8 protein-coding genes and 3 pseudogenes are annotated in these 12,743 nt (G+C 71.8%); 4 read left to right on the forward strand and 7 right to left on the reverse strand.

All coding sequences use genetic code 11. The features are described 5' to 3' along the window. Positions 1–740 precede the first annotated feature (740 nt). Together PUR53_RS36965 and PUR53_RS36970 are read right to left on the reverse strand one after the other, a co-directional pair. Positions 741–1,991: pseudogene (locus tag PUR53_RS36965) on the reverse strand (beta-ketoacyl-[acyl-carrier-protein] synthase family protein); the annotation flags it as partial. Positions 1,992–2,545: 554 nt separating this feature from the next. Beyond that, the gene (locus PUR53_RS36970) at positions 2,546–3,781 is read right to left on the reverse strand and encodes a lysylphosphatidylglycerol synthase transmembrane domain-containing protein (protein WP_329911242.1); all 1,236 of its coding nucleotides are present in this window, start codon (positions 3,779–3,781) and stop codon (positions 2,546–2,548) included. A gap of 410 nt (positions 3,782–4,191) precedes the next feature. Between PUR53_RS36970 and PUR53_RS36975 the strand changes: the two genes are divergently transcribed. Next, positions 4,192–7,305, forward strand: coding sequence for a SpoIIE family protein phosphatase (locus PUR53_RS36975; RefSeq protein WP_329911243.1), 3,114 nt, complete (start codon positions 4,192–4,194; stop codon positions 7,303–7,305). Positions 7,306–7,314: 9 nt separating this feature from the next. Here PUR53_RS36975 and PUR53_RS36980 read toward each other — a convergent pair. Beyond that, a pseudogene (locus PUR53_RS36980) lies at positions 7,315–7,746 on the reverse strand (VOC family protein); the annotation flags it as partial. A gap of 21 nt (positions 7,747–7,767) precedes the next feature. Here PUR53_RS36980 and PUR53_RS36985 point away from each other — a divergent pair. Both PUR53_RS36985 and PUR53_RS36990 read left to right on the forward strand, forming a co-directional pair. After that, positions 7,768–8,364: a hypothetical protein gene (locus tag PUR53_RS36985; RefSeq protein ID WP_329911244.1), complete on the forward strand. Its 597-nt coding sequence runs from the start codon at positions 7,768–7,770 to the stop codon at positions 8,362–8,364. Further along, positions 8,361–8,732, forward strand: coding sequence for a (2Fe-2S) ferredoxin domain-containing protein (locus PUR53_RS36990; RefSeq protein WP_329898381.1), 372 nt, complete (start codon positions 8,361–8,363; stop codon positions 8,730–8,732). Before PUR53_RS36985 ends, PUR53_RS36990 begins: the two co-directional genes overlap by 4 nt. Positions 8,733–8,738: 6 nt before the next feature. Here the strand turns inward: PUR53_RS36990 and PUR53_RS36995 are convergent. Further along, positions 8,739–9,089, reverse strand: a pseudogene (locus tag PUR53_RS36995) (DNA-binding protein); the annotation flags it as partial. Between the two features lie 465 nt (positions 9,090–9,554). Between PUR53_RS36995 and PUR53_RS37000 the strand changes: the two are divergent. After that, positions 9,555–10,010, forward strand: a complete 456-nt coding sequence (locus PUR53_RS37000) for a MarR family transcriptional regulator (protein WP_329911246.1) — start codon at positions 9,555–9,557, stop codon at positions 10,008–10,010. Between the two features lie 204 nt (positions 10,011–10,214). Here PUR53_RS37000 and PUR53_RS37005 read toward each other — a convergent pair whose 3' ends face one another. The 3 genes from PUR53_RS37005 to PUR53_RS37020 form a co-directional block, all read right to left on the reverse strand. After that, a complete protein-coding gene (locus PUR53_RS37005) occupies positions 10,215–10,439 on the reverse strand; it encodes a hypothetical protein (protein ID WP_329898383.1) in 225 nt (74 codons plus the stop codon). Between the two features lie 180 nt (positions 10,440–10,619). Next, positions 10,620–11,144 carry a hypothetical protein gene (locus tag PUR53_RS37010; RefSeq protein ID WP_329911248.1) on the reverse strand — a complete coding sequence of 175 codons (525 nt, stop codon included), beginning with the start codon at positions 11,142–11,144 and terminating at the stop codon, positions 10,620–10,622. A 638-nt stretch (positions 11,145–11,782) separates the two neighbouring features. Next, a complete protein-coding gene (locus tag PUR53_RS37020; RefSeq protein ID WP_329911249.1) occupies positions 11,783–12,349 on the reverse strand; it encodes a hypothetical protein in 567 nt (188 codons plus the stop codon). Positions 12,350–12,743: the final 394 nt, after the last annotated feature.

The raw sequence follows: 12,743 nt of genomic DNA on the forward strand, positions 1-12,743 counted from the left end.
CGGCCCTCGGCTCCGCCCTTGACTCCGGCCCTTGGCTCCGGCCCTCGGCTCCGCCCTTGACTCCGGCCCTTGGCTCCGGCCCTCGGCTCCGCCCTTGACTCCGGCCCTTGGCTCCGGCCCTCGGCTCCGCCCTTGACTCCGACGCTTGGCTCCGGCCCTCGGCTCCGCCCTTGACTCCGACGCTTGGCTCCGGCCCTCGGCTCCGCCCTTGACTCCGACGCTTGGCTCCGGCCCTCGGCTCCGCCCCTGACTCCGACGCTCGACTCCGCCCCTGACTCCGGCCCCCGGCTCCGCTGCTGCCCGCCGGCCCTTGGCTCGGCTGCTGTCCGCCGGCCTTCTGCCGAGTCCTTGCTCTGCCGAGCCCTGTGCCGACCTGCGCTCTGCCGACCTGCGCTCCGCCGACCTGCACTCTGTCGAGCCCGCCCTCTGTCGAGCCCGCCCTGTGCCGAGCCCGCCCTCCGCCGAGCCCTGACCCCCGCCGCGCTGTCCCTGCCGAGACCTCTCTCCGCCGGGCCCTGCCTCTGCCGACCCCGCACTCTGCCGAGCCCTGACCCCGCCGCGCTGTCCCTTTGTCGAGCCCGCACCCCGCCGATCCCTCCTCTGTCGGCTCATACGCTGCGGAGTCCGTACTCTGCCGATCCCCCACTCCGCCGCAGCGGCGCTCAGCCACGGCGGTGGAGGTCGGCGGTGCCGAGACGGCCGGATGCGCGGGACCCTTTTCGGCTCGCCTGCCCGGAGGGCTACGTGCGGCGTAGGGCCAGGACCGCGTTGTGGCCGCCGAAGCCGAAGGAGTTGGTGAGGGCGAGGTCGCCGTCGGATGGGAGGGGGCGCGGGGCGGCGGTGACGAGGTCGAGGGTGATGGCGCGGTCCTGGTCGGCGCAGCCGATGGTCGGCGGGATGAGCCCGTGGTGGAGCGTGAGCGCGGTGGCAAGGGCCTCCACCGCCCCGGCCGCCCCCTGTAGATGCCCGAGGTGCCCCTTGAGCGCCGTCACCGGCACCCGCCGCCCCGACAGCACCGCCGTCAGCGCGTTCGCCTCCGCGAGGTCGCCGTCGACCGTGGCGGTGGCGTGCGCGTTGACGTGAACCACGTCCGAGGGCCCCGCCGCCGCGTCCTCCAGCGCCCGCCGCAGCGCGAGCGCCACCCCCGAGCCCGACGGATCGGGCGCCGCCATGTGATGCGCGTCGGCGGACAGCCCCCACCCCGCCGCCTCGCAGTAGACCCGGGCCCCACGAGCCCGGGCGTGGTCCTCCGCCTCCAGCAGCAGGAACGCCGCCCCCTCGCCGTTCACGAACCCGTCCCGGTCCTTCGCGAACGGCCGGGACGGACTCGCCCCACCCTCGTCCAGCCCGTGCCGCGACAACGCCCGCATCGCCGCGAAGGACGCCATGATCGCCGGGGTCACCACCGCCTCGGCCCCGCCCGCGAGCGCCACGTCCACCCGCCCGTACCGGATCCGGTCGACCGCCTGCCCGATCGCCTCGGTCCCGGAGGCACACGCACTGGTGACGGTCCGGGCCTCCCCGGTGATACCGAGGTCCAACGAGATCTGCGACGCCGCCTGCGAGGGCACGCACATCGGCGTCGTGAGCGGGGAGACACCGCGTGGCCCCCGGTCCCGTAACTGCCGGTCGCCGGCGACGAGCACCGAAGCGTCACCGAGGATCGCCCCGGCGGACACCCCGACCCGCCCCGCGTCGAGGCCGCTGTCCGCCGTACCGCCAGGAGGGAAGCCCCCGTCCCGCCACGCCTCCCGCGCCGCCAGTACGGCGAACCGCGCGGCCCGGTTCATGCGCCGGGCGCGGGGCCGAGGGAGCAGCTCGGCGGGATCCACCGGCACCGTCCCCGCGACCCGCACGGGTAACTCCGCGAACTCCTCCCCGTCCAGCTCCCGTATCCCGCAACGCCCTTCCAACAGGCCCTGCCACAACTCACCCACGCCCACCCCGAGCGGGGTGACGGCCCCCAGCCCCGTGACGACCACCCGACGCCCCACCGAATACGACACACGCCCTCCCCGACCTGCCCAGCCCCGCCCGATCTCCTGCCCCAGAGATGGTTCCCGCTTCAACTGCTTACTGCACCCCCACGACCGCGACAGGCGAGGCGTCACATGAGGGTTCGCACGGGGCACCCACGAGGGGCGGGGCGCGAGGCATCGCACGAGGACTGCGGTGAGGCGTCATACGAGGCGGCACGCGAGGGGCGTCGTAGGAGGGCGCGCAGGAGAGGGCGCATGAGGGGTGTCGTAGGAGGGTGCCCCACAAGCCCATCCCGCGCGGCACCCCCGGGGCCTCACGGCCTCACGGCTCACGAACTTCCGGACCACGACCCCGGGGCCCACGACCCCAAGGCCCACGCCCCCACCCCGCGACCCACACCCCGGCGCCCCCCTGCGGCGGCGGCTGATGTCGGCATCCCGCCACTGCCACTGCCACCCCCTCCGCCGCCGGGAGCCGTCAACCCGACGACCACCCGGCGCTCGTACGCGCACGTCGACCGCCCACCACGCGCCCGTCGAGCGCGCCGCGCGCCCCCGCGCTCCGCTCAGAGCACCTTCGCCCGCACCAACGCCGAGAGGACGAGCGTGCCCGGCAGGAGGGGGAGCCAGACGGTGAGTACGCGGTAGCCGATGACCGTGGTGGTGGCGAGGGTCGCCGGCGCGCCGAAGGCGACCAGGGTGAAGACGAGCGCCGCGTCCATCGGACCGAGGCCGCCCGGCGCGGGCACGGCCCCGGCGGCCGTACTGGCGACGAGGTAGGCGAAGAGCATCTGCGGCCAGGAGACGGGCAGCCCGAGCGAGGAGCCGACCGAGGCGAGTACGGCCCCCTGGCACAGCGGGAAGGCCGCGGCCCCGCCCCACAGGGCGAGCGCGCGAACGGGACGGCTGTGCACGATCCGCGTGTCCGTGAGGGCGGAACGCAGCCCTCCGATCAACGGACGCCGCAACGGCCGTACGGTCGTGATCAGTGTGACCACGGCGGCGAGGCTGACGCCGGTGATCGCACCGACCAGGGCGAGCGTCTCGCCCTTCGGGAGGAGTTCGGTCAGGCGGAGCGTGCCCGGGAAGGCGACGACGAAGGCGACGATCACCAGGGTCTTGGCCACGGGTTTGACCGCGGAGTACAGGGCGAGCGACGACGTGGCCCGGGCGAGGGGGATGCCCCGGCGGCGCAGGAAGCGCAGGACGACGGCGTGGGCGCCTATGTTGCCCGGCAGCGCGTGACCCGCCGCCCCGGCCGCGAACTGTGTCGCCAGCAGCTGGCCCGGCGGCAGCCGTTCCGGCACAGCCCCCTGCCGTACGCACGCGGAGGCCACCGAGCACAAGGCGGTGAAGAACACCCCGGCCAGCAGCCATCGCAGATCGGCCGAGGCCAGCCGGACCGCCCCGCCGTGCACGGTCCGCCAGTCGAACGCCGCCCAGGCGCCGAGCAGCACCAACGGCAACAGCGCGAGGGCCAACCGCAGCCGTCGGCCATTGGCGGCCGTCCGGGCGGGCAGCAGCGCCCGGACCCTGCGGGGGAGAAGCGCGACGAGCCCGGTGGGCTGGGCGGGGGAGGGGTCGCAGGTGGGATCGCACGACGGGGCGGTGGGCGCCGTCGCGTTCGTGGGGTTCTCGGGGTTCGTGGGAACCGCGCGGTCGTCAGCCGTGGGTGTGGCGTGACTCGAAACCCGGGTGAGGTCCACGGGGCGGGCCGGGCTGGGTATCAGGGTGAGGGGGTCGGGGACCGGGGGCGGGGTGGGCCCCGAGGGGGGCGGCGCGTCGAGCGGGAGCGGGAACAAAGGGCACGTCGTCCTTCCGCGTCGCGTCGGTACGGCGGGGGACCGCACCGACGGAGGCAGGGCAAGTCAAGAACGAAGGGAACCCCAGGACCGTTCCCACCCCAAATGACTCCCCGGTATGCACCGCCCGAACTCCTGCCACCGCCAGAACGACGACACCGCTTCCCAGCAGCGACTCCGCCGCCGAGACCGGCCGGAACCCCACCACCCCACATGAGACACAAGTCACTCCCTGACCCCCCGTCGCAGGGCCCCGCGCTCGCCTTCGGCGACCGCCCGCCGGCCTCGGCCCATCCAATCCCCCTCCATTGTGATGTGCGTCACTCAAGGTCTAGGGTTGTAGCGCCTGGCAGGCGGCCCGTGGGTGCGTCCGGTGGTGGGGTGCGGCGGGTCGTGCACAGGTGAGGGAAGTGAGCCCGTTGTCCGTCTCCTGGGACGACATCGGCGGTCTCGTCGATGCCCATGAACGTTTCCTCACGGGCGCGCACGTCGACTCCGACGTCCGCGACCCGGTGCTCGACTCCTGGAAGCGCTGCCGTTCCGCCGGCCTCGAACCCCACCGGCTGCTGATCCCCTTCGTGCCCGATCTCGCCATGGAGGACCCCTTCCTGCGGGCAGCCGACCCGGTGCTCACCCAGCTCACCACCTCCCTCGCGAACGTCAGCATGACCGTCGTGCTTTGCGACGGACAGGCCCGCATGGTCCAGCGGCACGGCGGCGACCGACAGCTCCTCACCCGTCTCGACGAGGTGAACTTCGCCCCCGGCTTCTGCGCCTCCGAGGCCGCCGCGGGCACCAACGGCGTGGGCACCGCCCTCGCCGAGCGGCAACCCGTCCTCGTCCTCGGCCGGGAGCACTTCGCCGACTGCCTCTCCCCGTTCGCCTGCGCGGGCGCCCCCGTCCGCAACCCGCTCAGCGGCCGCGTCGAGGCCGTCCTCGACCTCACCTGCCTGCGCGACGACGGCGACCCCGCCATGCTGCGGCTCGTCCGAGAGGCCGCCCACGACATCGAGGCCGCCCTCCTGGAGCAGGCCACGGAACGCGAGCGGGCACTCCTGGCCGCCTACCGCCGGGCCGCCCGCGCCGCCGCAGGCCCGGGCCCGGGCCCGGTTCCAGTGACAGGTGCGGGTGCGGGCGCGGTTTCCGGCGGAGCAGCAGTCACAGGCACGGACATCTGGCCCCGCCAACCCGAGCGCCCACCCTCGGCGTGGGGCGGCGACGGCCGGTACGCCGAGCCCCTCGGGCGCGTCGACCTGGCCCTCCTCCGGGAGAAGGCCGAGGAACTCATCGCCTCGCCCCACCGCACCCTCGACGAGGTCACCCTCTCCGGCAACCGCGTCGCCACCCTCCTGCGCCGCCCGATCATGAGCGAGTCGGGCGAGACCGGCGTCGTCGTCGAGGCCCGCGTCCTGGGCGGCCCCCACCTCCGCCACACGCAACTGACCACGCCCCCCGAAGCCCCGCCGGAACCACCACGCCCCCATCGCGTCGCGACCGGGACGGCACCCTTGCCCCCCGCGCCTCCTCTGCCCACTAGCCCACAGCCGCCCCCTCGCCCCAACCCCTCCCCAACCCCCCGCCCCACCACCGCCCCTCCACCCCCGACCGTCCTCCTCCGCCCCCGCGCCCCCACACCCCTCCACCCCCGCCCGACGCGAACAGCACTGCCCACACCACCGCCCACATCACCAACGACCCCACCGCCGACCCCACCGCCGACCCCACAAGCACCCTCGCGCCCCACCCCCACTTCCACCCCCACCCCCACCACCCCCACCCTCGACCCCGCCCCCGACTCCTGGCTGCTCCTCGTCGGTGAACCCGGGGTCGGCCGGCTCGCCGTACTCGCGCGTCGCCGGCTGGAGCTGCTGCACGACGCCGGAGTCCGCATCGGCACCACGCTCGACGTCACCCGTACCGCGGAGGAACTGGCCGACGTGGCCGTCCCCCGCTTCGCCGACTTCGCGGCCGTGGACCTGCCCGTCTCCGTCCTGCTGGGCGACGAGCCGGAGCCCCTCGGCCCCGGCACCCGGCTGCGCAGGGTCGCGCTGAGCGCCGTACACGAGGAGTCGCACCTGTACGAGGTCGGCGACCCGGTGCGCTATGTCCCCTCCACCCCGCAGGCCCGCAGCTGGGAGACCGGCCGCTCGGTGCTGGAACCCGTCCTCGCGGAGGCGGGCGGCTGGCTCGCCCAGGACCCGGCCCGGCTGGAGCGCGCCCTCGCCGCCGGCATCCACTCCCTGATCACCGTGCCGCTGCGCGCCCGCGGCGCGACCCTCGGCGTCGTCAGCTTCTACCGCTCCGAGCAGCCCGCCCCGTTCGAGGACGACGACCTGTCGCTGGCCCAGGAACTGGTCGGCCGCGCGGCGATCTGCATCGACAACGCCCGCCGCTACACCCGCGAGCACAACACCGCCCTCGCCCTGCAACGCAGCCTGCTGCCGCGCGGACGCCCCGACCAGAGCGCGGTCGAGGTCGCCTACCGCTACCTCCCGGCCCAGGCGGGCGTCGGCGGCGACTGGTTCGACGTCGTCCCGCTCTCCGGAGCCCGCGTCGCCCTCGTCGTCGGTGACGTCGTCGGCCACGGCCTGCACGCCGCCGCGACCATGGGCCGACTGCGCACCGCCGTCCACAACTTCTGCGCCCTCGACCTCGCCCCGGACGAACTGCTCACCCACCTCGACGACCTCGTCGGCCGCCTCGACCGGGGCGAGGGCTGGGCGGTGGAGAACACCCACGAGGACTCCGGCATCGTCGGCGCGACCTGTCTGTACGCCGTCTACGACCCGGTGTCCCGGCGCTGCACCCTCGCCCGCGCCGGGCACCCGCTGCCGGCGGTCGTCGCCCCGGACGGGACGGTGGACTTCGTCGACCTGCCCTCGGGGCCCCCGCTGGGCCTCGGCGGCATGCCCTTCGAGACTGCCGAACTCGAACTGGCCGAGGGCAGTCAGCTGGTCCTCTACACCGACGGCCTGGTCGAGGACCGGCACCGCGACATCGACACCGGCCTCGACCGGCTCCGTACCGTCCTGGCCCGCTCCGACCGCGCCCCCGAGGACACCTGCGAGGCGGTTCTCGACGCCCTGCTCCCGGCCCGACCCTGCGACGACGTCGCCCTCCTCGTCGCCCGCACGAACACGCTGGGGCCGGAACGGGTCGCCCAGTGGGACCTGCCCAGCGACCCGGCGGTCGTCTCCCGTGCCAGGGAGGCCGTCACCGGGCAGCTCGCGGCCTGGGGCCTGGACGAACTGGCCTTCACCACCGAGCTGGTGGCCAGCGAACTCGTCACCAACGCCATCCGCCACGCCACCGGCCCGGTCCAGCTCCGGCTGCTGCGCGACCGCGCCCTGATCTGCGAGGTCTACGACGGCAGCGGCACCTCACCCCGGCTGCGCCGCGCCCGCACGGAGGACGAGGGCGGCCGGGGCCTCTTCCTCGTGGCCCAGCTCACCGAACGCTGGGGCACGCGCTACACCCCCGACGGCAAGACCATCTGGACCGAACAGCCCCTGCCCCGGCCGTGATGCAGCGCCTCAGTCGTCCGGGACGCCCGCCCCGCTCAGCGCGGGCACGGTGCTCTCCACCCGTGCCGGCGACCGCGCGCCCAGCCGGAACTGTTCGAGCTTGTCGACGATGGTCCGCCCGACCGGCCGGTGCCCCCAGACACATGCCCTGGTGGGTGCTGGGCTCCCAGGTGGACTCGTCGACGACGATCGGGTTCCAGCCCACCTCCCACTCGAAGCCCGACGGCGTACGGGCGTAGTACGACACCTCCCTGTCGTTGGTGTGCCGGCCGACGGACAGGGCCATGTCGAAGCCGAGTTCGCACACCCGCTGATAGCTGCGGGCGACGTGTCGAGGCTCGCCACCTGCACGTTCAGGTGCTGGACCCGGGTGCGGACGGGGTCGATGGGCAGCCCCCGCACGGCGGCGATCGCGATCGAGTGGTGGCGCTCGTTCACCCGGTAGGCCTGACGGCAGCCGCGATGCAGAAACTCGCGGGGCTGGACGAGCCGGACTTCAGGCACCTCCTCGACGACACGCTCCACGAGGACGGCACCACGGCCCGAGCCGCCCGCTACTGCGCCGCCCCGCGCATGCGACCGGAGATCCTCTTCCGCCTCTCCCGCCCCCTGCACGTCCAAGGCATCACCGTCCGGGACGTCTTCGGGGCGACGGAGGCGGTGCCCCCGGCCCTGGAGACCCTCAACAGCCGCATCCGCGACTGGAAGATCACCCTCCCCGACACGATCGCCGACCACACAAACTCGGCGCGCCTGGTCCACGGCTCCTGGACCCCGCAGTCGGAGGTACGGAACCCTCCGCGATCACCGCCGACCTCTTTCTGGCCGGAGGCTACGACCGTGACCGGGATCGGCGGCCGGGATCGGCGGCCGGGACCGGTGGCCGGGACCGGTGGCCGGTGGGCCGATGCCCGGGGTCGAAGGAGCGGAGTCCCTGGTGACGGGATGGGTAGGGGAGGCGGGGCGAGTAAACTCCCGCCGCGAAAGCCCAGTTCACCCCACCCCCGACGAGGCCACCGGATGACGCACCGCACCCCCACCCACCCGGCACTCAGGTGACCCGCAACCGACTGAACTCGGGCCCCACCCCCTGCCGGGTAACGGTCTGCCGAGACTGCTGCTGCGGCACCCCCAAACTCCCCGGCGTCGACCACGAGTCCCAGACCGCCCGCCTCCAGTCCCTCGTCCCCACCCGCATCTCCACGTGCCTGGACGCCTGCGACCAGGCCAACGTGATCGTCGTCCAACCCTCCGCCGCGGGCCGAGCCGCAGGCGCCCGCCCCGTCTGGCTGGGCCTGGTCAACGACCCCGACGCCACCGAGGACATAGCCACCTGGGTCCAATCCGGCGGCCCAGGCATCGCCCCCATGCCCCCCATCCTCGACCTCTACCTCTTCACCCCACCGGCCCGCCGCACGTCCCCCTGACGCCCGGCCGCACAGCACGGCGATGTCCTCGGGATCCGAGGTGAGGATCGTGACCGGGCTCGGGGCGGCCAGGGCGGTGGCGCCGAACATGGCATCGACGGCGTACGTGTGCCCATGCAGGCCGGCGTCGGAGAGGAGGGCGGCGGCACGGCGTGCGATGGGTTCGGTGACCGGTTCGACGAGGGTGGCCGCAGAGGTGATCACTCGAAGGTCGTCGCCGCGGGCGAGGCCAAGCCGGCCAGTGACCGCACGATCGCGCAGAGGCTGGATCTCCTCGGCCACCGCGGCAGCCACGTAGGCGGAGAGACCGGAAGGTCCGCTACGGGCTCTGGCGGCTTCGGCGATGTCGCGAGGCATGGTGATCGAGGACTTGCCAGTAGGCTCCGGCACCGCAATGCCACGAGGGCCCAAACTGTCCGAACGGCACCATTCATGAGTGAGTTTCAGCGACGACAGACCGTTGCTCGATTGCCCACAGCTGATACGGCCACCCGCACATACGCGAAGACCTCGTTCTCGCCGAAAATCTGACGGCGGGATCTCCGGACATCTCACACAAGGTCCCCCCGGCAGGATGCGAACCTGCACGTGGCAGATGCGGCGGGATGAGTCCACGAACGGTCCACGGCTGGCAGAGCACCGTTTCAGGGATTCGATACGCCTGCTGTCTTTGCGCCGTCCTTACGCTACTCAGCGGCTTCCGGTCGGCGCGGATTGACTCCACGACCCAGCCTTGCGATGCACGGTCATTCACCGCCGTTGATGTCAGGATTCGATGTCGACTGTTGACCTCAACTGCGCTTCAGGTTTTACGTTCCTGGCATGACGATCAAGGAGTACTCGCAGGATCAGCTTGCCGCCCAGCCCATCGGCTACTGGAGTGGGGTCGCAAACGAGATCATCGTCGGCAGCATACGTGCCGCCCTCGCCGAGGAAGGGCTCACGCAACCGCACTGGTGGATCCTCAACCATGTTGCCGGCGCCCCCGGACAGTGGACCCGTGCCTCCCTGACCGTCAAGCTCTCCCCCTTTGACCGCCAGGACACCGCATTCGAGGCGGTCTACGCCGACCTTGCCTCCCGCGGCTGGATTGCGGAGCTTGGCGGCGGCCTCACCCTCACCGAGGCTGGCGAAGAGGGACGACAGCGTGCGAGGGACCGCAACCTCAAGGTCCACGAGCAGATGCACAACGGCGTGGAGACGGCCGACTATGTGACCACCTTGAACGTGCTCCGCCGGATGATCACCAACCTTGGAGGCGACAGCGACCTTCCGTAACTGCCCACCGGCCGGGGCCGTCCGCAGGTCAAGAAACCGCGGACGGCCCAGGGACGCCCAGCCCTCGACGCGCCCCGTCTTGGACCTCAACCGTGGTTCCCCCGCTGCTCCCCGCTGCTCCCCGCTGCTCCTCGCTGCTCCCCGCTCTCGATCTGGTGCGGTTGTGGTGCGGCTCCCTGAACGAGCTGCGTACAGGTGCGCTCGTCAGAGAAGGCGCCACTCCCAGCACCATGGCTCCCAGCGGCCGACTGGCGCCTCCATTGTCCCGGCCGCGCGCTTGACGATCACTCGTTGACCTCGGCGGTGCACTTGGTCTCCGGGCATGAGCAGCAGAGGACGGTCCAGCTCGTAAATGGCGTCTGGATCGAAACGCAGCTCGTTCACCAGCAATACCCTGTCCACCAGGGCCGGTTCCCCTTGCAGCAGCATGCACCCATGATGCGATGGCCTCGGTGTATGCCCCCGTCCGGCGTCGTCGATGTCAGCCGTTGATGTCAGCCGTTGATGTCAGCCGTCCATCAGATCCGGGTAGGGGCAGAACTCCAGCTCGGCGGTCGGACGGTCGGACGTCGGGCGGTCGGCCCAGTTCCACCAGACCTTCCCAAAAGGTCACCCGGACGTCGCTATCCGTGGTGAGGAGTAGAGGAACTGGCCCTTGCCCAAGGGTTGTTCCTTGGCCTTTCCAGACCACAGGAGTACGCCGTGGCGTCGCTCCCAGAAGAAGATGTAAACGCCCTTGACGATCCGCTCCGGTACAAAGAAGAGCCCCCAACCGATGGCCCAGGGACCCCAGAGCAGACCGAAAATCAGGGACGGCAGCGCGACAACGACAACGAAGGGTGCGGCGAAGCTGCGGCGCATGGACTCACGCGGGGCGGGGAGCATCGCCTCGGGATTGGCCAGGGGGACTGCGCTCTCGAAATCGAGCTTCTCGCCGCCCAGCCAGTGCGACCGGGAAGAAACCGCCAGCAGGCCGAAGAGCGCGCTGACTCCCAAAATACTCAAAAGGGGAAGTACCTTGCCGCTTTCGGCCTGCTGTAGCCCACGCACGCCGAAGACCACAGGCGCAGTGACGGCCATGGCGACCCCCACCTCAACGATCGTCGCCAATTGATGGTGAACGTAGCGCACCACGGCTTTCCCCTCCGCATGCGCCTGCCGGGACGGGCGCAGGATTCACTATGTACGCCGCGCGACCCTCGGTAAACCGCCCGCCCCTCTCGGCCCGATACCGATGCGCGCCGTTGGCCGCCAGTTCGCACGGCATTGGCGGAACCGTGACTTCAACGTCAGGATCCAAGACGCCCGGGTGACTTCCGGGCCTCGCGATTCAAGCCGAGACGCATATGATCACCGCCGCCTGTGAATGGCTGACCATCAAGGGGACCGATGCTTCTCGCCCTCCTTGACGAGTTCGGCACGCCCAAGGACGGCCGGTTGTTCGCCAACGACGGCGGGGGAGTGGTCGCCTCGACAACGTACTGGCGTGTCTGGGACGAAGCTTGGCACTTGGCACTTGGCACTTGGCGCTCACGCCGGAGCAGGTGGCGTCACCACTGCTGAGTCGGTACGCCAAGTGCCTCGACGGTCGCCAACCGCAGGATCGCCGAACTCCTCGGCGGCGACGACGGCCAGGAGACCGGCACCCGGACGAGACCAGATCTCGACCTACCTGCGTTGGACCCACCGGCATGACGACACCCGGACTCTGGTCCGGGTGTCTTGGGGTTCGCGGACGGCAGCTGTGGATGAGTTGCTCGCACTCGCGCCCTTCACCTGTGGATACGGCGCCTGTAGTAGTGCACGGTTACCGCGCCGAGCAGCGGCCCCCAGGCTGCCATGGGCAGATAGCAGGCGGCCAGGAGCCAGTTGCCCCACGGCGTGATGTCCATTTCAGCGTGCAGGGTCGTCCAGACGAGAAGCACGCCGTAGACGCTGCAGGCGACTGCGCCGAATGCGGCCGGCACAACCGCGGCGAGGACCGGGACCGGACGGCCTCCGAGGTACGGCAGCCAACGCGGCCACACCTCACCCCACGGACGCACCAGCCCGAGTGTCAGCCAGGCCAAGCCCTCCTGGGCCAGCGACAGCAGGGGCAGCACCAGCAGGCCCCAGCCGGGTATGAGCATCGCGTCGTACTCGGACTGTCCCAGGCCGAGCGGTATGCCCAGCACCGCGGCGAGACGCCACAACGCCGACGGCAAAGATGCCCAAACAACCGCTGCGGCCGCGTATCTCGCCCAGCCCGGGACACCGGGTACCGTCCGGCCCGGAGCGCGGCCGGGTAAGCGCCCCTTGTTCGCGGGGCCGTTGGCGGAGAGGGAAGCAATGGTGGGCATGCGGCACGCTCCTCGATCAGCCATGTAGTGCGGTGCCCTTGATGCTTCCGCGGTCCCCTACCGCTTTCGTCCGGCCAGGGTATGCACTGCGTCCACCACAGGACGTAACCGCAGCGTCGCCGCATCAGCCTTGGGACGTATAGCTGGGCGCCGTCGCCCCCTGCTGCGCGGACCCGCGTTCCCTACTCCCACCTGCGAAGCCGTACCTCGGCGCTCTCTCGGCTCGACCTGCGGTTTTCTGTTCCGCAGCCAGTCGACGCATAGCCGACAGCCCCCGACATACGGCAGCCCCCAGCGGCACACGCCTGCACATACGCGAAGACCCCGTCCTCAGCGAAAGCGCTGATGGCGGGGTCTTTGGGCACCTAATCCAAGGTGCCCCCGGCAGGATTCG

The organism is Streptomyces sp. SP18BB07, assembly GCF_036322545.1.
Classification (GTDB): domain Bacteria; phylum Actinomycetota; class Actinomycetes; order Streptomycetales; family Streptomycetaceae; genus Streptomyces; species Streptomyces deccanensis.

Excerpts from the sequence above, each read along its gene's own strand:
- PUR53_RS36985 (WP_329911244.1), top strand. The coding sequence starts at position 7,768 with ATGCAGAAACTCGCGGGGCTGGACGAGCCGGACTTCAGGCACCTCCTC.
- PUR53_RS37000 (WP_329911246.1), top strand. The coding sequence starts at position 9,555 with ATGACGATCAAGGAGTACTCGCAGGATCAGCTTGCCGCCCAGCCCATC.
- PUR53_RS37005 (WP_329898383.1), bottom strand. The coding sequence starts at position 10,439 with ATGCTGCTGCAAGGGGAACCGGCCCTGGTGGACAGGGTATTGCTGGTG.
- PUR53_RS37020 (WP_329911249.1), bottom strand. The coding sequence starts at position 12,349 with ATGCCCACCATTGCTTCCCTCTCCGCCAACGGCCCCGCGAACAAGGGG.